Here is a 22,741-nt window from a genome sequence, read left to right as displayed (position 1 = left end):
CGCAGTCGCGCGCCCTCGCCAGGCGTACGAGCCGCACATCCCGGAGGATTTCCTTGCGCAAGAAACTTCTCGCCGCCCTCGCGATCACCGTCGCGACAACGTTGTCCGCCGCGGGCTGCGGCGGTTCGGGAGCCGCAGGCGGCGGCAATTCGATCAAGGTCGTCTACTGGCAGCACCTGGACCAGAACGACAAGAAGCAACAGAAGTTCCTGACCTCGATGAAGTCGTCCTTCGAGAAGGCGCACCCGGGCAAGAAGATCGAGATCGTGCCGGTCACGGCGTCGGAGAACGACTACTACACGAAGATCCAGCTGATGATGCGCTCGCCCTCGACCGCTCCCGACCTGGTCTACGAGGACACCGCGCTGATCAACTCCGACATAGCCAGCGGCTATCTGAAGCCGATCGACGCGTACGTGGCGAAGTGGGCCGACTGGGACAAGTTCGCCACGGCCGCCAAGGAGGCCGCCTCCTCCCCCACCGACGGCAAGACGTACGCCGTTCCGGACGACACCGACACCCGGGGCATCTGGTACAACCAGAAGCTGCTCAAGAAGGCCGGGATCAGGACGCCTTGGCAGCCGAAGACGTGGGAGGACATCCTCGACGTCGCCCGGACCGTGAAGAAGAAGCTGCCGGGCGTGACGCCGATGAACCTGTACACGGGTCAGGCCGGCGGTGAGCAGTCCGTCATGCAGGGCTTCGAGATGCTGCTGTACGGGACCGAGGGCGCGGGCGACTCACTGTACAACGCCAAGACCAAGAAGTGGATCACGGGTTCGCAGGGGTTCAAGGACGCGCTGGAGTTCGTCCACACGGTCTACGGCGAGAACCTGGGCCTGTCCAGGTCCACGGCGCTCGGGGCCAACGCGGGCACCGAGGTCGGCACGAAGCTGATGCCGGAGAACAAGATCGCGCTCAACATCGACGGCTCGTGGATGGCGAACAACTGGCTGGAGACCGGCCCGCATCCGTGGCCGGAGTGGAGCAAGACGATGGCCTCGGCGGCCATGCCGACGCAGAACGGTCAGGCGCCCGGCAAGGTCAGCATGTCGGGCGGCTGGGCCTGGTCCATCCCGGCGAAGGCCAAGAACCCCGATCTGGCCTGGCAGTTCATCAAGACGCTCAAGAACCGGGCCAACTCCACCCGGTGGAACATCATCGAGTCGACGACGGCCGTCCGCACGGACGTGGCCGCCGACCCGAAGTACCTCGGTGCCACGCCGACCAACAAGTTCTTCACGGGTCTGGTCAAGTACACCCACTTCCGTCCGGCGCTGCCGAAGTACCCGCAGGTCTCCAACGCCATCACCAAGGCCATGGAGTCCGTGACCACGGGCCAGAGTTCGGTGGCCGACGCGGCCAGGACCTATGACCAGGATCTGGCCACGGCGGTCGGCTCCGACAGCACCGCGCAGGGTTCCTGATGAAGGCCGCTGCCGTCTCCCCCGCGGGACGCGCGTCCGGCGGCCGCGCGGCGGGCCAGTCGCTGCTGCGCGGTCTGCCGCTGCTGCCGTCGCTCGTCCTGCTGGCCGTGTTCCTGGCCGGGCCGATCCTGTACTGCGTCTACGACGCCTTCACCGACGCGCAGTTGACCGGTGCCGCCGAGACGCACTTCGTGGGCCTGGACAACTTCACGCGGGCGTTCGACGCCCCCGACTTCCTCAACTCCCTCTGGCTGACGCTGGTGTTCGTGGTGGGCTCCGCCGTCGTGGGCCAGAACACGCTCGGGCTGAGCCTCGCGGTCATGGCCGAGAAGGCGACCCGGCCGGTGCGCTCGCTCGTCAACGGCGTGGTGATCGCCGCCTGGGTGCTGCCCGAGGTCGTCGCCGGCTATCTGATGTACGCGTTCTTCTACCAGCAGGGCTCGCTGAACGACGTACTCGGACTGCTGGGTCTTCCGCGGCAGAACTGGCTGTACACGCTGCCGATCCTCGCGGTGTGCCTGGCCAACGTGTGGCGCGGCACCGCGTTCTCGATGATGGTCTACTCGGCCGCCCTCAACGAGGTGCCGCGCGAACTGGTGGAGGCCGCCGAGATGGACGGCGCGGGTGTGTGGCACCGGCTGTGGCACGTGACGCTGCCGGTCATCCGCCGCTCGATCATGACGAATCTGATGCTGATCACCTTGCAGACGCTCTCCGTCTTCGGCCTGATCTACGCCATGACGCGCGGCGGGCCGGGCAACAAGAGCCAGACGCTGCCGGTCTTCATGTACCAGCAGGCGTTCCAGAACAGTCTCATCGGCTACGGCACGGCGATCGCGCTCGTCCTGCTGGTCGTGGGTGCCCTGTTCTCCGTCGTGTACCTCAAGCTGCTCAAGGTGGAGGAGGACTGATGGCCACCACCGATCTGCGGCCGGCGGCCCGGGCGGGCCGTTCCGGCGGCGCCGCCGGGACCGTGCCCGCCGTACGGACCGCGCGCCGCCGGGTCCGGCCCGCGCGTATCGCGGTCAATCTGGTCCTGCTGCTGATCAGCCTGCTGTTCGTGCTGCCGCTGGTGTGGATGCTGTTCGCGTCCGTCAGCTCCACGGCCGGCTTCGAGCTGAGCCTGCCCTCGCCGCCGACACTGGACAACTTCCACGCGATCCTCAACACCGAGACCACGTTCCGGCCGCTGCTCAACGGCCTGCTGCTGTGCGGCGGCGCGACGCTGCTGTGCGTGGTCGTCTCGATCCTGGCGGCCTATCCGCTCTCGCGCTACCGCTCCCGGCTGCGCCGCCCGTTCCTGTACACGGTCCTGTTCACCACCGGGCTGCCGATCACCGCGGTGATGATCCCCGTGTACAGCATGTTCGTCCAGGTCGAACTGATCGACTCGATGCTCGCGACCACGCTGTTCCTGGCGGCCTCCGCGCTGCCGATCGGGATCTGGCTGATGAAGAACTTCATGGACGGTGTGCCCGTCGTCCTGGAGGAGGCGGCCCGGATCGACGGCGCGAACGCCATGCAGTCGCTGACGCGGGTGGTGCTGCCGCTGATGTGGCCGGGGGTCACCGTCGTCACCGTCTTCACCTTCATCAGCATGTGGGGCAACTTCTTCGTCCCGTTCGTGCTGCTGCTGTCGCCGGAGAAACTGCCGGCGTCGGTGAGCGTGTTCACCTTCCTCAGCGCCCACGACGAGACGCAGTACGGCCAGTTGGCCGCGTTCTCCCTCGTCTACACGCTGCCCGTCGTGATGCTGTACCTCCTGCTGACGCGCAAGCTGGGCGGCGGGTTCGCGCTCGGCGGCGCGCTGAAGGGCTGAACCAGCCCCCGCCCGTTCCCGTACGACCTTCGAAAGGTGTTCTGTGCATTCCGACCGTGACATCGTCGAACGGCGCCTGCGGCGCGTACTCGACGAACGCATCCGGCCCGCCGTCCACGCCGTGTCCGTTCCCCTGGAGGTCGGCGTCTGGCAGGTGCCGGGCGAGCCCGTTCCGGTGGCCGATGGCCTGGCCGCCGACTACCGGCCCACCGCGGCGGGCGCGCACTGGGGTCCGGCGTGGACCACCAGTTGGTTCCGGCTCAGCGGGCGTGTCCCCGAGGAGTGGGCGGGCCGCCGGATCGAGGCCGTCGTCGACCTCGGCTTCGACCCCTCCGAGCCGGGCTTCTCCGCCGAGGGTCTGGCGTACCGGCCCGACGGCACCGCGGTGAAGGCGCTCAACCCGCGAAACACCTGGCTGCCCGTCACCGAACAGGCGGCAGGGGGCGAGGAGTTCACCTGTTTCGTCGAGGCCGCGGCGAATCCGCTCGTCATGCACTCCGGCCCCGACAACCACACCTTCGCGATCACTCCGCTGGGCGGCCGCGCGCCGTGGCTGGACGAGCCGGGCGCGCCGGGCGGCGAACCGCTGTACCGGCTGCGCCGGCTCGACCTCGCCGTGTTCGACGCGGAGGTCTACGAGCTGGTCCACGACATGGAGGTGCTCGACCAGCTCATGCGCGAGCTGCCCGAGCAGTCGCCGCGCCGCTGGCAGATCCTGCGGGCGCTGTCGAACGCGCTCGACGCGGTGGACCTCCAGGACATCGGGGGCACCGCGCCCGCCGCCCGCGAGATCCTCGCCCCCGCCCTGGCCGCGCCCGCCGGTGCCGGTGAGCACCGTGTCTCCGCGATCGGCCACGCCCACATCGACACGGCCTGGCTGTGGCCGCTGCGCGAGACGGTGCGCAAGGTGGCCCGTACGGTCTCCAACGTCACCCAACTGATGGACGAGCGGCCCGAGTTCCGCTTCGTGATGTCCCAGGCGCAGCAGCTGGCCTGGCTCAAGGAGCACCGGCCCGAGGTGTACGAGCGGGCCCAGGAGAAGGCGAAGACCGGGCAGTTCGTGCCGACCGGCAGCCTGTGGGTGGAGCCGGACACCAACATCACCGGCGGGGAGGCGCTTGCCCGGCAGTTCATCCACGGCAAGCGGTTCTACCTGGAGGAGTTCGGGGTCGAGACCGAGGACATGTGGCTGCCGGACACGTTCGGCTACAACGCGGCGATGCCACAGCTGATGAAACTGGCGGGGGTGCGCTGGTTCCTGACGCAGAAGATCTCGTGGAACACCACGAACAAGTTCCCGCACCACACGTTCTGGTGGGAGGGCATCGACGGCACCCGGATCTTCAGCCACTTCCCGCCGGTCGACACGTACAACAGCGATCTGTCGGGCGCGGAGGTCGCGCACAGCGTCCGCAACTTCCAGGACAAGGGCGGCGCGAACCGGTCGCTGGCTCCGTTCGGTTACGGCGACGGCGGTGGCGGCCCGACCCGCGAGATGCTCGCGCGCGCCGAGCGGCTGGCCGATCTGGAGGGGTCGGCCAGGGTCTCGATCGAGAAGCCGGGCGACTTCTTCGCGAGGGCGCTGGAGGAGTATCCGGACGCGCCGGTGTGGGTCGGCGAGCTGTATCTGGAGTTCCACCGCGGCACGCTCACCAGCCAGATCGCGACGAAGCAGGGCAACCGGCGCAGTGAACACCTGCTGCGCGAGGCGGAGTTGTGGGCGGCGACGGCCGCGCTGCGCACGGGCGCGGAGTATCCGTACGAGGCGTTGGACCGGCTGTGGAAGACGGTTCTGCTGCACCAGTTCCACGACATCCTGCCGGGGACGTCGATCGCCTGGGTGCACCGGGAGGCCGAGGAGACGTACCGTCAGATCGCCGCCGAACTAGGCGAGTTGATCGGCGTCGCCCAGGCGGCGCTGGCCGGTCCGGCCGGTGCGGACGGCTCCGAGGTCGTCTTCAACGCGGCGCCGCACGCCCGTGGTGGCGCGGCGGCCCTGGGCGGCGCGGTGCGCACCCGGCGCGAGCCGGCCACGGTCACCCCCGTGGCCGACGGCGCGGGCCACGTCCTCGACAACGGGCTCGTGCGGATCGCCGTCGACGAGCGGGGCCTGGTCACGTCGGCGTACGACATCGACGCGGACCGCGAGGCGCTGCCGCCGGGCCGGGTCGCGAACCTGCTCCAGCTCCACCAGGACTTCCCCAACCAGTGGGACGCCTGGGACGTCGACGCCTTCTACCGCAACACCGTCACCGATCTGACGGACGCGGAGTCGGTGACCGTCGTGGACGGCGCGCTGAAGGTCGTACGTGCCTTCGGCGCCTCCCGTGTCGAGCAGACGCTGTCCCTCGCGCCGGGGGCCCGCCGCCTCGACGTCGACACGGTCCTGGACTGGCACGAGACGGAGAAGATGCTGAAGGCGGCGTTCCCGCTGGACGTACGGGCGTCGCACTCGACGGCGCAGGTGCCGTTCGGGCACGTGGAGCGGCCCACGCACACCAACACCAGCTGGGACGCGGCGAAGTTCGAGGTGTGCGCGCACCGCTTCCTGCACGTCGGGGAGCGTGACTGGGGCGCGGCGCTGGTCAACGACTCGACGTACGGGCACGACGTGACGCGTGACGTGCGCGAGGACGGCGGGACGACCACCACGGTCCGGCTCTCCCTGGCCCGCGCGCCCCGGTTCCCCGACCCGGACACCGATCAGGGCACGCATCGGCTGCGCTACGCCCTGGTGATCGGCGCGGGCGTCGAGGACGCGATCCGCGAGGGCTATCACCTCAACCTGCCCGAGCGCACGGTGCCGGGCTCCGCCGAGGTGAAGCCGCTGGTGTCCGTCGGCAGTCCGGCGGTCGTGGTCGAGACGGTCAAACTGGCCGACGACCGCTCGGGCGACGTGGTGGTCCGCCTGTACGAGGGCCACGGCGGCCGTGCCACGGCCCTGCTCACGCCCGGCTTCCGGATCGCGTCGGCGACCGCGACCGACCTTCTGGAGCGGCCCCGCGCGGCCGACGAGCCGAGCTGCTCGGTGACGGAGGAAGGGGTCCGGCTTCGGCTGCGTCCGTTCCAGATCCTGACGGTGCGGCTGGTTCCCGAGCGGAGCTGACCCGCGAGGGAGGGGCTGCCCCGGGCTCCGGGGCGGCCCGCGCACCTACGGCCGTGCGTGGGCCGCCCAGTCCACGATCTGCACGGCCGCTCCGGCGGCCTCCTCGCCCCGGCAGTGGGCGTGGTGTCTGCGGGCGATCCCGTCCAGGTCGAGGTGGCGTCCGAACGCCGGACGGGCCGTCAGGCGCCGGGCGTACGCCCACAGTCGCGGGTGGTCGGTGATGCGGTGCACGGCGGCGGCGTCCAGGTGGTGGCGGTGCACCGTGTCCAGCTGGACCAGGGTGACCCACACCTGGACGTCGGCGAGGGTGATGTCGTCGCCGATCAGCCGGTCGCGGTCGCCGAGCCGCGCCTCCAGGTGGTCCAGCGCGTCGAAGAGCGTGGTCAGGGCGGTGGCACGGGCCACCGGGTCGGTGCCGGGCTCGCCCGCGCGCTGGGCGGCCGCGGTGATGTCCTGCTCGCAGAGTCTGCCGATGGCCTCGATCGCCTCTTCGGCGTCCCGCGGGTCGAGGTCGGGGCCCTGGTCGCCGAAGCGGCGGGCGAGGTCCCGCAGGATGTCCGGGGTGTGCGTGCTGACGATCGTGCCGGTCCAACCGTCGCTGAGCACCGGCGCCGGTGTCGGCCCGCGGTGCTGGTGCGCGCCGGCCGCGTAGAGCGGGCGCAGCGCGAGGTGGCCGCCCTCGGGTCCGTCCGGCACGGCGGACAGCAGGGTCACCGGAAGGGTGTCGTCGAGGGCGAGGAGGCTGTGGGTGACGGCGATCCGCAGACAGTCGGGACAGGACAGCGAGAGGTGGAGCCGGTAGCGGCGCGGAACGGCGTAGTAGCCGCTGCGCGCGTCGCAGCCGATCCTGCTGCGGAAGGTCGGCGCGGCGGTCGAGGACGATGAGGCGGGCATGCGTCTCCCTCAGAGTGCTGGGTCACAGGCATACGACGGCGACGGCGCGGCCGGTGCACGGCGATGTGTCCGTGCGGGTCAGGCGTGCGCGGGGGCGGGTCGTCCGGGGTGCGGCGGCATCGCCGCACTGCTGACGCGCGCGAGGTCGATGTGACGGCGGGACGTGAGCAGGGGGAGCTGCCGGACGGCGACGCGCAACGCGTCACCGCCGAGGTCCTTCGGCGCTCGCCCCATGCTTCCCTACCAATTCACTAGGATTCCCGTAGGGAGTCTCTGCCCGTGATCGAGCCGCGTCAAGGGGCCGGGGGCCGACCGGTCCCGCCGTCTCACCACGTGAGAAGGGGTCCGGTCCCTCGACGCGGCTCGCACCTCACCTGCGGCGCCACTCCTTTGCCAGCAGCTCGTACGACCTCACCCGGGCGGTGTGGTCGTGGGTGACGGTGGTGATGAGCAGTTCGTCGGCGCCGGTGGCCTCCTGGAGTTGCGCCAGGCGGTCGGCCACGCGGCCGGGCGAGCCGACGAACCGGGTGTCGATCCGGTCCCTGACGAGGCCGTCGTCCTCGTCGGTCCAGTGCAGGGACCGGGCCTCGTCCGGTGTCGGGTAGGTGATGGCTCCCTCGGCGGTACGGATGCTGCGGACCCAGTGCGCGTAGCCGTGGGAGAGTTCACGGGCCGTCGCGTCGTCCTCCGCCACGACGACGTCCGCCGAGACGCTGACGTACGGCTTGTCGAGGACGTCGGACGGCTGGAAGAAGGCCCGGTAGCCGTCCACGGCATCGAGGACGGTGCCCGGGCTCACGTGGTAGTTCGCGGCGAACCGCAGACCCCGCGCACCTGCGACCTCGGCGCTCTGCCCGCCGCTGCTCCCCAGGATCCAGGCCTCCAGCTCGGCGCCCTCCCCCGGCACCACATGGGCCTCGACGCCCTCCGCGGACCGGTAGGTGCCGGCGAGCAGCGCGAGGATGTCGTCGATCTGTTCGGCGTAGTCCTGCGGTTCGGCGCCGGGCAGCAGGAGCAGCTTGCGCTGCAGGGCGATCCGCGGGGAGCCGAGGAGCCGTTCGAAGGAGAACGCCGGCGGCACGAGGAGACCGTTCGGTGCGCGGCCGTCGACCACGGGAGTGACGTTCGCCGGCGCCTCGGCGGGCCGCCCCGGCGGACGGCCGCCCGAGCGGCCGAGCCCCAGATCGAGCCGGCCGGGGTGGAGGGCGTCGAGCAGCCCGAACTCCTCGACGGTGCTCAGCGCGGTGCGGTGCCCGAGCTGCACGGCGCCGGAGCCGAGCCGGATCGTGGAGGTGGCCGACGCGGTCAGCGCGAGCAGGACCGCCGGGGAGGTGCCCGCGACACCGGGGTTGAGGTGGTGCTCGGCGAACCAGTAGCGGGCGTACCCGAAGCGTTCGGTCTGCCGGGCCAGGTCGACGGAGTTGCGCAGGGCGTCGGCGGCGGTCGAACCGGACGTGATCGGTACGAGGTCGAGAACGCCGAGGGGGATGTCAGACACCGGCGGCCTCCCGGGCGTGGTCCGGGTGGGCGAGGCCCAGGTGGTGGCGCAGGGTCGGGCCCTCGTACTCGGTGCGGAAGACGCCCCGTTCCTGGAGGAGCGGGACGACCTGGTCGGCGAAGTCGTCGAGGCCGGTGGGGGTGATGTGCGGCACGAGGATGAAGCCGTCGCTCGCGTCGGCCTGGACGAACTCGTTGATCGTGCGGGCGATCGTGGCGGCCGAGCCGATGAAGTTCTGCCGGTTGCCGGTCTCGATGACGAGATCGCGGATGGACCAGTTGTGGGCGGCGGCGAGTTCGCGCCATTCGCGGGCGGTGGCCAGCGGGTCGCGGTACATGCGGACCTGGGCCCGGCCCTTGGAGATGTGCTGGTCGCTGACGTCCGGGTCGATGTCGGGGAGCGGTCCGTCCGGGTCGTAGGCGGACAGGTCCCGGTTCCAGACGAACTCCAGGTGCTTGAGCGCGGTGGCGCCGCTGACCTGCTGGCGCCGGACTTCCTTGGCCAGCTCCTCGGCCTCGGCGTCGGTGTCGGCGAGGGTGAAGGTGGCGGCGGGGAGGATCAGCAGCTGGTCGGGGCGGCGGCCGTACGTGGCGAGGCGGTCCTTGACGTCCGTGTAGAACGCCTGTCCCGCCTCAAGGGTGGCGTACCGGCTGAAGATGGCATCGGCGTCGGACGCGGCGAACTCCCGGCCCTCCTCGGAGTCGCCCGCCTGGAAGATGACGGGGCGGCCCTGCGGGGAGCGGGGCACGTTGAACCGGCCGTGGATGTCGAAGTGCTGCCCGGTGTGGACGAAGGAGCCGGCCTTCGCGTCCCGCAGGAAGGCGCCGGTCTCCTGGTCGGCCAGGATCTCGTCGCCGTGCCAGGAGTCGAGGAGTTCGTGGGTGGTGGCCAGGAACTCCTTGGCGCGGGAGTAGCGCTCCTCCTTCGGCAGGAAGCCGCCGCGCCGGAAGTTCTCGCCGGTGAAGGCGTCCCAGGAGGTGACCACGTTCCACGCGGAGCGGCCGCCGGAGAGGTGGTCCAGGCTGGCGAACTGGCGGGCCACCTCGTAGGGCTCGTTGAAGGTGGAGTTGATGGTGCCGGTGAGGCCGAGGTGCTCGGTGACGGCGGCGAGCGCGGCGAGGACGGTGAAGGTGTCGGGGCGGCCGACGACGTCCAGGTCGTAGATCTGGCCGCCCTGTTCCCTGAGCCGGAGTCCTTCGGCGAGGAACAGGAAGTCGAACTTGGCGCGTTCGGCGGTCCGCGCGAAATGGGCGAAGGAGCTGAACTCGATGTGGCTGCCGGACCTCGGGTCGCTCCACACGGTGGTGTTGTTGACGCCGGGGAAGTGGGCGGCGAGGTGGATCTGCTTCAGCGGCTTGCTCATGGTCGAAGGTCCCTCCGGCTCAGGCGGTGGCGGCGTGCGGGGCGTAGCGGTTGGCGGGCCGGCTCAGGCCGAGGAGGCCGCGCAGGGTGTCGGCCTCGTAGGCGGTGCGGAACGCGCCGCGGCGCTGGAGTTCGGGCACGAGCGTGCGGGTGATCGCCGGGAGGTCGTGTCCGTCGACGGCGGGCCGCAGCCGGAATCCGGAGAGGCCGCCGCTCGCCAACGCCTGGAGCAGGTCCGCGAGTTCGGTGGGGGTGCCGGTGAAGACGAGGGCGTCGCTGGTGTACGGCTCCCCCGCGAGCGCGTCGAGCCGTTCCTTGCGGGCCCGCGCGGCGCCCGGCTCGTCGTCGAGGAAGACCACGAGATCGCCGAAGACGTGCAGGGTCTCGTCGGCGCGCCCCGCCGCCTGCTGCTCGGCGCGGATCCGGTCGACGATCGACCGGGCCCCGGCGGAGTCGTGCGGGGTGATGTAGCCGACGTCGGCGGCGCGGGCCACGAGCCGGTAGGGGACGGTGTCGTGGGCGAGCGCGGTGACGAGCGGCTGTCCCTGGGGCGGCCGGGGCGTGATGGAGGGGCCCTTGACGTGGAAGTACCGGCCCTCGAAGTCGATGTAGTGCAGCTTGTCGCGGTCGATGAAGCGGCCGGTGGATGCGTCCCTGATCTCGGCGCCGTCCTCCCAGCTGTCCCACAGCCTGCGGACCACCTCGACGTAGTCGGCGGCCTCGTCGAAGAGGTCGGTGACCGCCTCCGCGGGGTTCGGCAGATCGCTCAGTTCGATGCGCGGGACGGTACGGCGGCCGAAGTGGTCGGCCTCGTTCGCCCGGGGGGAGATCTGGACGCGCAGTCCGGCGCGGCCGGTGCTGACGTAGTCGAGGGTGGCGATCGCCTTGGAGAGGTGGAACGGCTCGGTGTGGGTGGCGATCGCCGTCGGCACGAGACCTATGTGGCGGGTGAGCGGGGCCACCCGGGAGGCGATGAGGACGGCGTCGAGACGGCCGCGGACCTGGTCGGTGCGGTCGTCGGGGGCGGGGAACCGGGAGGACTGCGGGCCGAGCCCGTCCTCGATGGTCACGAAGTCGAGCAGTCCGCGCTCGGCCTCCTGGACCAGGCCGGTCCAGTGGGCCGCGGTGAACAGGTCCCGGGGGCGGGACACCGGATCGCGCCAGGAGGCCGGGTGCCAGCCCGTGCCGTCCAGGGCGACGGCGAGATGCAAGGGGGAAGCGGGTGTTGAGGACACGAGTCGGTGCCTTCCTGGAGGTCCGTGACGAGGACGCCGGGCCCTCGTGCGGGGCGGCGGAGACGGGATCCCCACCCGGGCGTGCGGGACGGCACGGGGCGGGGGCGGGGGGAAGGTCAGGGGCGACAGAGCGCGCCGGCCACGCGCCGCAGATCGATGTGCGGCCGGGTGTGGAGGCGGACGACGCGGCGCGGGCGCAGGGCCGTCGGGCGCGGGGCACGGGGCCGGAGCGGTCGTCGCATGTGCCGCGCCTCCGTCCGCCGGTCCGTGGTGCGTATGCCGTCGTGCGTCACAACGTCTCCGCCGCGCGGTGTGTTCCGGGCGTGCGCACCTGAAGGATGCGGGTCCGGCGGCGCAGGGTGAAGCCGATCGCCTCGTACAGGCGGATGGCCTGGGTGTTGGTCGCGGAGGCGTGCAGCAGCGGGGTGTCACCGCGGTCGCGGATACCGGCGGCGACGGCGCGGACCAGCCGGGTGGCCAGTCCCCTGCCGCGGTGTTCCGGGTCGGTGCAGACGGCGCTGATCTCCGTCCAGCCGGGCGGTCTCAGGCGTTCCCCGGCCATGGCGACGAGGCGTCCCCGGTGCCGGATGCCGAGGTAGGTGCCGAGGGCGACGGTGCGCGGCAGGAACGGTCCCGGCCGGGTGCGGGTGACCAGGTCGAGCATGTCGGGTACGTCGTCGGGGCCGAGCCGCACCGCTTCCGGGGCGGGCTCGGCCCGCAGCCCGGTGTCGACGAGCTGCACGCCCCGTCCGCCGCCGACGACCTCCCAGCCGGGCGGCACGCTCTCGACTCCCTTGATCCGTACGGTGTTCCCGGACCCCGCGAGCGTGTGCAGGTCGGCCCAGGCCGCGGGGTCCGCCGGGTCGGCGAGCGCGGCGTACGCGTAGACATCGGCCGGGTAGCGGGCGGCACGTCCCACGCGCTGGGCGAGGTGGGCGTGCGGGCCGGCGAGTGCGGCCCAGACCGCGTTGTCCAGCGGGTGGGTGCTCGGTGCGGCCGGCGCTGTGGGGATCACGCCCTCATGTGTAACAGCCACTTGAGGGGTAGATCATTGCAGCTGCATGAAATCCCGCCTGCCGGGCCCGTCGTGTGAACACCGTGTTGCGGGGCCGGAGTTGCCCTGGGCCACGCGGTGAGCCGCTTCCTACACTCGCCGCGTGATGATCCCGACGGATGTATCCGAGACGGCGGACGCGACGACCGACGAGGCGGCCTACGACCGGCGGCGGCTGCGGCAGTGGCTGGCCGGGCGGGCGCGCGCGGACGGAGTGGAGCGCCGCGACCTGCTGCGGATGCTCGCGGCGACGGGCCTGGTGGCCGGGCTGCCCACGGCGTTCGCCGCGCCGGCCCGGGCCGCGGTCCCGGCGGCGGCCGGGATCGTGAAGCCGCTCCCCGAGGAGTGGTTCACGGTGCGCGGCACGAACGCGGAGGCGAACTTCGCCTCGTTCGCGGACACCGGACATCACACGCCGGTCTCCCGCTTCTTCGTCCGCAACCACACCACCACCCCTCAACTGGACGCGGACACCTGGAACATGCGCGTGTGGGGCGACGGACTCGCAGGTGGCGGACGGTCCTTCACCCTCGACGACCTCAAGGCGCTGCCGGCCACGCCCCGTTCCGCCTTCGTCGAGTGCGCGGGCAACGGCCGCGGCTTCTTCACCAGTCAGCAGGGCCAGAGCGTCAGCGGTACGGCGTGGACGCTCGGCGCGATCGGCTCCGCCCGCTGGCGCGGCGCCCGCCTCGCCGACGTGCTGCGCCTCGCGGGTCTGCGGCGGGCGGCGGTCGACGTGCTGCCACGCGGCCTCGACGGCGACTACGTCACGGCGGACGGCACGAACCTGGGGCGCGTACGCCGTCCGCTGCCCGTCGCGAAGGCGCTGGACGACGTGCTGCTCGCCTACGAGATGAACGGCGAACCCCTGCCGCCCGACCACGGCGCTCCCGTACGGCTGATCGTCCCGTCCTGGATCGGGATCGCGTCGATCAAATGGGTCGGCGACATCCAGGTGTCGGCCGAGCCGCTCTTCTCCCCCTGGAACACCGACTTCTACCGCCTGTTCGGTGACGCGTATCCGCCGGAGGGCAGCGCCCCGCTCTCCCGCCAGACCCTCAAGTCCGCCTTCGAACTGCCTTGGAACGCCCGGCTCGCGGCGCGCACCGGTCACCGTCTGACGGGCCGCTCCTGGTCCGGCTCGGGCACGGTCGCCCGCGTCGACGTCAGCACGGACGCGGGCCGCAGCTGGCGGCGCGCCCGGCTCCACGACACCGCGCGCCGCGCCGACTGGGTGCGCTGGTCGCTGCCCTGGCGCCCCACGGCCACCGGCCCGACGGCGCTCCTGGCCCGGGCCACCGACACGACGGGGCGCACCCAGCCGGCGACCACCGCGTACAACACGCAGGGCTATCTGTTCGACGCGGTGGTGCGGCACCCCGTCACGGTGACCTGACGCGGCGAGAACCGGAAGCCTTCGGCGCCGGGGAGGCGATGTCCCGATTCGCTCCCACAGACAACTGCCCCCGTACCGTCCCCACCTTCCGAAGAGTTGGGGACATGCGGACTGACCTGTGGGGAGAATCGACCTGTGCTGATCAACCTGCCGAGTGAGACCACGCCGTGCCTGGGCCGGGACGCCGAGCTGGCCGAGGTGCGGCAACTGCTGCGCGAGCCGGGGCTCGTGACCGTGACCGGCGGGGCCGGCATGGGGAAGTCACGGCTGGCGCTGCGGAGTGCGCGCGGGGGCGACTGGGCCGGTTTCGACGCGGTGTGCTGGGCCGATCTGTGGCCGGTCCAGAACGACGCCCTGTTGTCCGCCTCGGTCGCGGACGCCCTCCGGCTGTCAGACCACACCTCACGCACGCTGGTCGAAGCGCTGTGCGACTGGCTCGGCAACCGGCGCGTCCTGCTGGTCCTCGACTCCTGCGAACACCTGTTGGAGACCACCCGGTCCCTCGTGGCGGACCTGCTGACGGTGTGCCCCCGGCTGACGGTGCTGGTCACCAGCAGGGAGGCGCTGGGCACGGCGGGCGAGGCGGTGGTCGTACTGGGGCCGCTGGACCCGGCGACCGACGGCTTCGCCCTCTTCGAGGCACGGGCCACCGCGGCGGGCCGCCCCCTGCGCGACACGACGGAACGGCTGCTGGCGACGCGGCTGTGCACCCGCCTGGAGGGGGTGCCGCTCGCCCTCGAACTGGCGGCGGGTCTGCTGCGGCACCGGACGCTCCAGGAGGCGTGGGACCTGACGGAGGAGAAGCCGGAGGCACTGGACCGGCTGGAGGCGGGGCCCCACCCGTCGCGGCACGGCGCGTTGCGTACGGCGGTGGGGTGGAGCCACGAGCTGTGCCGTCCGGTGGAGCGGCTGCTGTGGGCACGCCTCGCCGTGTTCCCCGGCTCCTTCGACGCCGACCTCGCGGCTCTGGTCTGCCTCGGCGGTCCGCTGACGGCCGACACGCTGCGCGAGGCGCTGACGGGGCTCGTGCGCAAGTCCGTGGTGGTCCTGCACGACGGCCGCTACCGGATGCTGGACTCGGTGCGTGCCTACGGCCGCATGTGGCTGCGCGAGCTCGACGAGGAACCGGCCGTCGCCGCGCGGCACGCCGCCGCGATGCTGGAGACGAGCCGGCGCGCGAGGGACGGCTGGCTCGGCGCCGAGCAGCAGCACTGGTACGCCCGGATGCGGGACCTGTTCCACGACGTGTGTCTCGCGACGCGTCATCTGATCGACGCAGAGGATCCCACGGCACTCGAACTCATCGGCAACACCGCCTTCTTCTGGGTCTGTTCGGGCCATCTGCACGAGGTGGCCTACTACGCGCAGCTCGCCCTCGAAGTGGCCCCTCCCGACGATCCGCGGCGGGTCCGCGCCCTGTGGACCCTGGGTCTGGCCCGGATCCTGCAGAGCGACCACGTGACGGGCCGCACGCACGCGCAGGCGAGCCTGCGGGAGGCCTTCGCCGCGGGAGACACCGAGGGCGTACGGCAGGCCGTCTACCTCGAAGGGCTGGCCGCGCTGCTCGACGGCGAGCCGATCACGGCGCTGAGCCGCGCAGACGAGGCGCTGCGGGCAGGGGTCCCGGCGCCGCGCGACGCCGCCGACCGTCCGGCGGGCGCGACCCGGGCGGATCCGCCCCGGCCGGCGCTCACGTTCGGACTGATGCTGTGCGGTCTCGTCCGCGTCTTCGCGCTCACCGGTGCCGGGCGTCTCGATCAGGCACGGCGGGAGGCCGAGATGCAGCGCGAAGTCTGCGTGGACCTGCGGGAGTTCTGGACCCGTTCCTATCTGGACTATCAGCTCGCCCTGATCGCGCTGATCGAGGAGCGCCACCGGGAGGCGGCCGGCCACGCGCGCGACATGCTCGACGCGAAGCAGCGCATCGGCGACCAGTTCGGCATCGCCATGGGGCTCGATCTGCTCGCCACGAGCTGGTGCGCGCAGGACGATCCGGAGCGGGCGGTCGTCGCGATCGCGGCGAGCGACCGGTTCTGGAGCGCCGTCGGCCTGCTCCGCCGCGGCACGCCGGAGGTGCTTCCGATGTGTGCGCTGACGCGGGCCAGGACCCGGGCGCTGCTGGGCAGTGCGGAGTACGAGGATCAGGTGCGCAGGGCGCAGACGATGGCCCCGGACTCGCTGTTGCACACGGTGCTGGGGCAGCAGCGGACCCGCTGACCCGGGAACCGCGCACGCGGGACGGCCCGTCGAGGAGCCGTCCCGCGTGCGTGGTTCAGTGCCCGAGGGCCCGGTCGACGGTCCGTACGAGTTCCCCGTCGGGGGTGTCGCCGTCCAGGGACCAGAACATCGCGCCGCCGAGGCCCTTGGCCTTGACGTAGCGGGACTTCTGCGCGAGCACCTGCGGATCGTCGTACGTCCACAGGGTCGTGCCGTCGAAGAGCCAGGCGTGGCCGCCGCGCGGATCGCGGTGGAGTCGGTACGTGCCCGAGTCCGCCAGCGCCTTCAACTCCTTATAGTCCGCGTAGCCGTTGGCCCACTTCGCCGGGGCGGGTGCCGTGGCGGGCTGCCCCAGGCCGTCGCCGCCGCCGGTGACGCCGGTCCAGCCCTGCCCGTAGAACGGCATGCCGACGACGAGCTTGCGGGCCGGGGCGCCGCGCCGCTCCCACGCCTCGACCGTGCCGTCGACGCTGAAGTCGTTCCGGGCGTACAGGGCGGACTGCTGGGCCGTCGTCTTCTCGCCGCTGACGTGGAAGTCGTAGCCCTGGAGATTGACGAAGTCGAAGTCCCTCATGATCTTGGAGACCTCGAACCCGGCGTCGATCTTCGCGGGTGCGGTCGGCACGAACGCGGACAGCTCGTAGTGCCGGTGCTTCGTGCGGCCGTAGGCGTCGAGCTGGCGGCGGAACTCCGCGACGAGGGCGGTGAAGTTCCGCTTGTCCTCCGGGCGGTACACGGTGTCGGTGTCGCCCTCGGAGCCGGGCCACTCCCAGTCGATGTCGACGCCGTCGAAGACACCGGCCGCGGCGCCGGCGCCGCCGCGGGCGCCGTCCTGCGGGAGGTTGCCCTTGAGGTAGAGGTCGACGCAGGAGGCGACGAGGGCCTTGCGGGCGGCGGGGGTGCGGACCGAGTCCGAGAAGTTCGTGGACCAGGACCAGCCGCCCAGCGAGATCATCACCTTGAGGCCGGGGTGCGCGGCCTTCAGTTCCCGCAGCTGGTTGAAGTTGCCCGCGAGGGCCTGGGTGTCGGTGTCGGCGACGCCGTCCACCGAGTTCTCGGCGTCCAGCGGTCGCTGGTAGTCGGCCCAGGGGTCGGACTCGCCGGGGACGTTGCCCATGAGGCACTTGCCGTCGGTGCCGATGTTGCCGAACGCGTAGTTGATGTGGGTGAGCCGGGCGGCCGCGCCGCTGCGGTCCAGGTCCTGGACCTGGAAGTCCCGCCCGTAGACACCCCATTGGGTGAAGTAGCCGACGCGGCGGGCGGTGTCGTGCTGACTGCCGTGGTGGCCGCCGTGGGCGGACGCGGCCGGCGCGATGGCGCCGAGCAGCGAGAGCGAGGTGGCGGCGACGGCCGCCCGGGTCAGAAGTCTTCGGCGCAGGCGGGATCGCAGGCGTAGGCGCATGACAGAGCTCATTCCTGTGAGGCGTGGTGCACGTGCCGTACGGAACAGTGGACTTACCTGCACGCGAAACTATTGGTCTGGACCATCAGGGTCAAGGGTTCGGAAAGCCCGGCCCGCGCCGAAGGCGCCTACCGAAGGTCGAGAGTGTCCGCCGCGGTGACCAGGCGGCGCAGTTCCTGCTCGCTCCAGCCGGTCAGTTCCGACACCCGCGCCCAGTCCTCGGGGACGGCGTCGTCGGCGCGCAGGGCGGCGGCGGCCTCGGCCTCCAGGTCCGTGCGGGCCGCGTCCAGCGCGGCGACCGCGTCCTGGTACCTCTGCAGGGCGAGTTCCATCTTGGCGACGTCCATCGCCGCATTGTGCACCACTTCGGGCCGCCCGGCGTTCACTCCCGCGGTGGGGTCGGGGCGTGGCCGGGGGGACCGAACTCTCCGTCCTGCCCCCGCTGACCTGCAACGCCCGGCAGGTTCTCCCCCGCCGTGAGGTGTTCCAGCACCTCGGCGAGTTCGTCGCAGGCTCGCTGGACCGAGCGACGTGTGGCGCGCTGCTCGGTGACCAGGGAGGACAGCAGGAGGGCGGTGAGCGCGACGGCGCCGTTGAACGCACCGAGCTTCGCCATGACCTCGATGCCGGTCTGCCGGACGAATGCGCCGCTCCCCGTGTTCGCCTCGAAGGTGGCCAGGACGGACGCGAACAGCGCGCACGTCAAGCTGCCGATCAGCTCGAACCGCAGCGCGGCCCAGACCAGCAGGGGGAAGACGAGGAAGAGCAGGCTGATCGTGCTCAGCGCGGCGAGCGGGACGAGGACGGCGGCGGTGACGGCCAGGCACAGCGCCTCCTTCCAGCGCCGGACCCGGAACCGCTCCTTGGGGCCGAGCAGCAGCAGGAGCAGCGGGGTGACGAGCAGGACGCCCATGGTGTCGCCCACCCACCAGGCCAGCCACACGGTCCAGAAACTCCCCGTGTCCAGTGCGCCGCTCAGCACCTGCACGCCGGCGCCGGCCGTCGAGCTGATCACCATCGCGCAGAGTCCGCCGAAGACCAGGGCCAGGCCGTCCCTCAGCCGTGAGATGTCGGGCCGGAAGCGGATCCGGCGCAGCAGGAGGACGGCGCAGAGCGGCGCGAGGGTGTTCCCCGCGACGTTGACGAGGGTGGTGGCCTGGGGCGTGGTGAGGGTGGCGATGACCATGAGGGAGCCGAGGGCGATGCCGGGCCACACCCACAGGCCGAAGACCAGCAGCGCGGCGACGGCGACGCCGGAGGGCGGCCAGACGGGGGTGACCACGATGCCCTCGATGTCGAGCTTGCCCAGCAGGCCGAGCCGCCCCGACAGGTAGTAGACGGCGGCGACGACCAGCGTCGTGAGGGCCGTCACCACGGGCCGTCGTAACCATCGGCTGTCCACCACAAAGCCATGAGACACCGGTCCGGGCTCCTCGGCCACCGGCGCCGCGTCCGATCAGGCGGGTGGCGCCTCCGTGGGCCGCCGCCAGCGGGGGCCTCCGTCGTAGCCGACGACGAGCACGGCCGCGTCGTCCTCGTGGCCCACGGAGTCCGCGAGTTTCATGACGGCCCCGGCGAGGGCGTCGATGCTCATGCCGGCGACGACGGCGACCTCGGCGAGCCGGGTGACCTGGCGCAGACCCTCGTCGAGGCTCAGCGCCGGGCCCTCCACCACGCCGTCGGTGAGGAGCACGAAGACGCCGCCCTCGGTGAGCCGGTGGCGGGCGACGGGGTACGCGGCGCCCTGGAGCACACCGAGGGGCGGTCCGCCCTCCCTGTCGTCGACGCCGGAGCGGCCGTCGGCGGTCGCCCAGATGTGCGGGATGTGCCCGGCACGGGCGCAGTCCAGGACCCCGGTGCGGGGGTCGAGGCGCATGAAGGTGCAGGTGGCGAAGAGGTCGGCGTCGAGTGAGACGAGGAGGTCGTTCGTCCGGGCGAGCAGTTCGCCGGGGTCCGCGGTCACCGAGGCCAGGGCGCGCAGGGCGACGCGGACCTGCCCCATGAAGGCGGCCGCCTCGATGTTGTGGCCCTGCACGTCGCCGATGGACATGCCGATGCTGCCGTCCGGAAGGGTGAACGCGTCGTACCAGTCGCCGCCGACGTTGAGCCCATGGGTGGCCGGGGTGTATCCGACACCGACCCGGATGCCGGGCGGGTGCGGGAGGTCGCGGGGCAGCATGCCGCGTTGCAGCTCCACCGCCAGCTCGACGCGGGAGCGCTGGGTCGCGGCCAGCTCGCGGGCGCGCGCCGTCATCGTCCCGAGCCGTTCGAGCAACTCTTCGCCGTCGTCGACCGACCTGCTGCGGAACATGGCTCGCTCTCCGGTTGCCTGGCTGCCCCTCCAGCGTGCCCGCAGTCGGCGCGGGCCGCACCCCGGCGGGCCGGAGGGGTCAGGGCATGCGGTGCGGCGGCGCGGGAACGGGCTCGTGCGCCGGCGGGGTGCCGTCCGTCGCCGGGGAGGCGATACCGGAGGGCGCGCCTCTGAGGGCGGCGTCCATGGCGTGCAGCCGGCGGTTCTGGAGGCTGCTGATGTACGCCATCCAGGAGAGGAACACCACGGTCACGATCGCGATCCCGATCGTCTGGCGCGGCCCCGCCGTGAAGGCCGTCCCGACGGTGACCCCCACGAACAGGACCGTCAGGAAGGCGAGCACGGCCTTGCGGTGCCGGGTCCGGTGCAGACGCTGGTCGACCAGCCTGCGCATGGCCTGCCGCTCACCGGGATCCGAGGGGACGTCGCCGGTGCGCAGCCGCCGGTCGAGGGAGATCAGACCGTCGGTGCTGCCGGCGGCCCGCCGCTCCTTGCGCCGCATCACCAGCACGAAGCACACACCGCCGAAGGACGAGAACACGGTGCGTATCAGGATCGCGCCGAACGAGCCCTGCGGGTAAAGGAGTTGGACGACCACGGCACCCGCGAGCACGCCCAGCAGAAGCTGCACCCAGAGGTGTCTGGCCAGAAAGACGTTCACGCGTTCCATGGACCCTCTTCTCGCTCCGGCTGTCGGGTCCCACCCGCGTTCCCCCGTCACCCGCGCGTACGCGGCGACCGGGCCCCGGGATGCGGAGGTGAGCCGTCCGGGTCAGCCCGTCGCGCGTTCCTCGTTGAGGGCACGGACGGCGCCCGCGGCGTCGCCGATCGTCGCGTAGTCGACGGCGACGAAATTGACCGGGTGGCCGCGCTCGCGTTCGCACCGGTGGACCCGGTCGAGGACGAACCCGCGGGCGTTGACCGTGCCCGCGTCCAGGCGGCTGCCGCCGTTGTCGGTGATGAAGTGGTTGAGCAGGAACAGTCGTTTCCCGGTGCCGCCCCGGTGCGGGGAACAGGTCATGTCCTGCGGCGAACGGAACGCGAACGGGGTCTCCATCCCGTACCGGTAGAAGTTCCGGTACCAGGCGGCCGGGCCGTCGGCGTCCTCGGCGAACACGACGAGCCGCCGGCCGCTGTCGATCATCTCCCCGAGGGTCGGCCAGGGGTGGTCGGGGTCGGCGTCGGGGGTGAACAGCAGCGGGTCGAGGCCCGCCTCGTGGAAGGCCCGCTCGGTGTCGCTCGCGCTGATCTCGTCCTGCACGATGAAGGTGACGACGTCCGTGGGGTGCTGCCGCATCCAGGCGCCGATCTCGCGCAGTTCCGGGACGAGGGCGACGGCGCCCGCCCGGCACACGGCGTGGCACAGCCACAGTCCGTCGCGGGGCGGGTTGATCGTGTTGACGGCTCGCCGGACGAGTTGCTTCTGCTCGGCCGTGAAGTCGGACTCGTCGAGTCGCGCGGTGATCTCCTCGGGCCGTTCCCAGCGGTAGGTGTCGAGTTGCAGGGCCCGTACGCCGTCGTTCAGCTGGGCGGTGATGTCCGGGTCCTGGAGCGGCCCGATGAAGCGGTCGACGGTCGTCGACATCGCGTTGTGCGCCGTCAGCTGGACCACGTCGTCGTAGGGGCGGTCGCACAGCGCGGCGCTGCCCTGGCACAGGCGCGGGGCGGAGGCGGCGGTGAGCAGCGGGGTCACGACGATGCCCGCCACGGCCAGCCCGGCCGCTCCCAGTCCGATCGCGGGCGCCCGCCAGGCGGCGGCGGTGTGCGTGCGGCGCCGGTCGAGCAGGCGCCCGGCGACGGCGAGCAGCACGGCGGCGGCCACGGCGACCAGGACCGTCAGCAGGACGGTGTCGAGCAGCATGCCGTGGGCGCGGTCCTGCACGTCGTCGATGAGCCGGTTCAGGGTGGGCGGCCAGGACGCGGAGGGGGTGACGAGCCGTCCGTCGCCGAGCAGTTCCCAGACGCCGACGGCCACGGCGACCAGGGCGGCGCCGCCGAAGAGTGGTCCGGCCAGGCCGAGGAGCCTGCGGCCCGGGCGCTCCGGGCCGGTGATCCACAGCGCGACCAGGCACAGCGCGAGCACCACCGCCGCGAGCGCCTCCACCAGGCCGAGCCCCACGGAGGTGTAGGGCCGGATGTCGTGCACCGCCCGCAGATCGTCACCGGACGCGGCGAGCACCGTGGCGGGGTCCCAGGTACCGCCGTCCAGGCTCTCCTGGAGCCGGCGGACGGCCGAGCCCGAGCGGTCGGTCTGCGCGGAGGCGGCGACGGCCGCCAGCGCGGTGGCCACGTCGCCGTCGGCGAGCGCGGTCTCCACCTCGCCGCGCAGGGCCTGCCGCTGGTTCTCGGGGGCGACGGCGAGCAGCGCGGCGGTCGCCGCCTCCGCCTGTTTCTCGGTCAGCGACAGTTGGGGCACGCCCTGCGGCGCGCGGCCCGCGGCGAGTTCGCGCAGCGCGGCGGAGACGTCGGCGGAGAACTTCCGGAAGTCCGGCTCCGACTGGTTCTGCACGCCGGCCACGAGGTCGCCCAGGTAGATCTGGGCGAGCTGGTCGAGGTTGGCCAGCACCGGCCGCAGGTCGACGGTGAGGTCGAGGGTGGACCGGCTGCCGTTGAGGTAGCCGACGGTGGCGTCGATCTGCTGGCGGACGAGGGCGCGGACCGTGTCGGGCGGCAGCACCAGTTTGATGTTGGACGTCACCTGCGCCTCGGGGACCGGCAGCTGGGCGAGGAGTTGCCGGGTCGTCGGCGCCGTCCGCGGATCGACGAGGATCTGGTCGTAGAGCCGGTCGTAGGCGTGCTCCCGGTCGAGGGCCGAGGCGTAGAAGTCCGGCGCGAGCACGGTGCCGCGCAGGCTCGCCGCCAGGATGACGCAGACCGTGGCGAGCACGGTCCCCACAAAGGCGGCCACGCGCACCACCCGGCCCGGCACGGTCCTCTCCATGGGGCTCACTCCCTCCGCCCGGAGCCTGCGCAGGCGTGTCGTCCCCGCTCTCCCGATGATGCTGCCTGCGGGCGCGGCC

19 protein-coding genes are annotated in these 22,741 nt (G+C 72.0%); 6 read left to right on the top strand and 13 right to left on the bottom strand.

All coding sequences use genetic code 11. The annotated features are described in order from the left end of the window. Positions 1-53 precede the first annotated feature (53 nt). Genes K377_RS03300 through K377_RS03285 form a run of 4 tightly spaced genes read left to right on the top strand, consistent with a single transcriptional unit; the run spans position 54 to position 6,352 of the window. The gene (locus tag K377_RS03300; RefSeq protein WP_111661530.1) at positions 54-1,427 is read left to right on the top strand and encodes an extracellular solute-binding protein; all 1,374 of its coding nucleotides are present in this window, start codon (positions 54-56) and stop codon (positions 1,425-1,427) included. Continuing rightward, positions 1,427-2,338: a carbohydrate ABC transporter permease gene (locus K377_RS03295; RefSeq protein WP_111661529.1), complete on the top strand. Its 912-nt coding sequence runs from the start codon at positions 1,427-1,429 to the stop codon at positions 2,336-2,338. Before K377_RS03300 ends, K377_RS03295 begins: the two co-directional genes overlap by 1 nt. After that, positions 2,338-3,246: a carbohydrate ABC transporter permease gene (locus K377_RS03290; RefSeq protein WP_111661528.1), complete on the top strand. Its 909-nt coding sequence runs from the start codon at positions 2,338-2,340 to the stop codon at positions 3,244-3,246. Before K377_RS03295 ends, K377_RS03290 begins: the two co-directional genes overlap by 1 nt. A 43-nt stretch (positions 3,247-3,289) precedes the next feature. Next, positions 3,290-6,352 (top strand): glycoside hydrolase family 38 C-terminal domain-containing protein, encoded by a 3,063-nt coding sequence (locus K377_RS03285; RefSeq protein ID WP_111661527.1) that lies wholly within the window; start codon positions 3,290-3,292, stop codon positions 6,350-6,352. A gap of 45 nt (positions 6,353-6,397) precedes the next feature. Here the strand turns inward: K377_RS03285 and K377_RS03280 are convergent, their stop codons facing one another. From K377_RS03280 to K377_RS03260, 7 genes are all read right to left on the bottom strand, one after another. Further along, positions 6,398-7,246 (bottom strand): glutathione S-transferase C-terminal domain-containing protein, encoded by an 849-nt coding sequence (locus K377_RS03280; RefSeq protein ID WP_111661526.1) that lies wholly within the window; start codon positions 7,244-7,246, stop codon positions 6,398-6,400. A gap of 78 nt (positions 7,247-7,324) precedes the next feature. Continuing rightward, entirely contained in the window at positions 7,325-7,480 is a 156-nt protein-coding gene (locus K377_RS41535) for a putative leader peptide (RefSeq protein ID WP_181512463.1), read from the bottom strand. Positions 7,481-7,616: 136 nt separating this feature from the next. Continuing rightward, a complete protein-coding gene (locus K377_RS03275; protein ID WP_111661525.1) occupies positions 7,617-8,744 on the bottom strand; it encodes an LLM class flavin-dependent oxidoreductase in 1,128 nt (375 codons plus the stop codon). Continuing rightward, positions 8,737-10,107, bottom strand: a complete 1,371-nt coding sequence (locus tag K377_RS03270; RefSeq protein WP_111661524.1) for an NtaA/DmoA family FMN-dependent monooxygenase — start codon at positions 10,105-10,107, stop codon at positions 8,737-8,739. The genes K377_RS03275 and K377_RS03270 overlap by 8 nt, the downstream gene beginning before the upstream one ends. Positions 10,108-10,126: 19 nt before the next feature. After that, complete coding sequence (locus K377_RS03265; RefSeq protein WP_111661523.1) at positions 10,127-11,341, bottom strand: LLM class flavin-dependent oxidoreductase; 1,215 nt, start codon at positions 11,339-11,341, stop codon at positions 10,127-10,129. A gap of 116 nt (positions 11,342-11,457) precedes the next feature. Continuing rightward, positions 11,458-11,583 (bottom strand): putative leader peptide, encoded by a 126-nt coding sequence (locus tag K377_RS42810; RefSeq protein ID WP_343238147.1) that lies wholly within the window; start codon positions 11,581-11,583, stop codon positions 11,458-11,460. 47 nt (positions 11,584-11,630) lie between these two features. Further along, the gene (locus tag K377_RS03260) at positions 11,631-12,356 is read right to left on the bottom strand and encodes a GNAT family N-acetyltransferase (protein ID WP_258394962.1); all 726 of its coding nucleotides are present in this window, start codon (positions 12,354-12,356) and stop codon (positions 11,631-11,633) included. Positions 12,357-12,501: 145 nt separating this feature from the next. Between K377_RS03260 and K377_RS03255 the strand changes: the two genes are divergently transcribed. Both K377_RS03255 and K377_RS03250 read left to right on the top strand, forming a co-directional pair. After that, positions 12,502-13,791 carry a sulfite oxidase gene (locus tag K377_RS03255; protein WP_111661521.1) on the top strand — a complete coding sequence of 430 codons (1,290 nt, stop codon included), beginning with the start codon at positions 12,502-12,504 and terminating at the stop codon, positions 13,789-13,791. Positions 13,792-13,926: 135 nt separating this feature from the next. Then, positions 13,927-16,008, top strand: coding sequence for an NB-ARC domain-containing protein (locus K377_RS03250; RefSeq protein WP_111661520.1), 2,082 nt, complete (start codon positions 13,927-13,929; stop codon positions 16,006-16,008). Between the two features lie 55 nt (positions 16,009-16,063). Here the strand turns inward: K377_RS03250 and K377_RS03245 are convergent, their stop codons facing one another. The 6 genes from K377_RS03245 to K377_RS03220 form a co-directional block, all read right to left on the bottom strand. Continuing rightward, positions 16,064-17,386 (bottom strand): glycoside hydrolase family 18 protein, encoded by a 1,323-nt coding sequence (locus K377_RS03245; protein WP_111661645.1) that lies wholly within the window; start codon positions 17,384-17,386, stop codon positions 16,064-16,066. Between the two features lie 152 nt (positions 17,387-17,538). After that, a complete protein-coding gene (locus tag K377_RS03240) occupies positions 17,539-17,757 on the bottom strand; it encodes a hypothetical protein (RefSeq protein ID WP_111661519.1) in 219 nt (72 codons plus the stop codon). 35 nt (positions 17,758-17,792) lie between these two features. Then, positions 17,793-18,815 (bottom strand): MASE1 domain-containing protein, encoded by a 1,023-nt coding sequence (locus tag K377_RS03235; protein ID WP_111661518.1) that lies wholly within the window; start codon positions 18,813-18,815, stop codon positions 17,793-17,795. A 51-nt stretch (positions 18,816-18,866) separates the two neighbouring features. Next, positions 18,867-19,721, bottom strand: coding sequence for a PP2C family protein-serine/threonine phosphatase (locus K377_RS03230; protein WP_111661517.1), 855 nt, complete (start codon positions 19,719-19,721; stop codon positions 18,867-18,869). 79 nt (positions 19,722-19,800) lie between these two features. After that, positions 19,801-20,391, bottom strand: a complete 591-nt coding sequence (locus K377_RS03225; protein WP_237551871.1) for a hypothetical protein — start codon at positions 20,389-20,391, stop codon at positions 19,801-19,803. Positions 20,392-20,493: 102 nt separating this feature from the next. Next, the gene (locus K377_RS03220; protein WP_111661516.1) at positions 20,494-22,662 is read right to left on the bottom strand and encodes a PI-PLC domain-containing protein; all 2,169 of its coding nucleotides are present in this window, start codon (positions 22,660-22,662) and stop codon (positions 20,494-20,496) included. Between the last annotated feature and the right edge of the window lie 79 nt (positions 22,663-22,741).

This window comes from Streptomyces sp. PsTaAH-137 (genome assembly GCF_003259365.1).
Taxonomy (GTDB): domain Bacteria; phylum Actinomycetota; class Actinomycetes; order Streptomycetales; family Streptomycetaceae; genus Streptomyces.
This window is presented reverse-complemented; position numbering and strand designations above follow the sequence as displayed.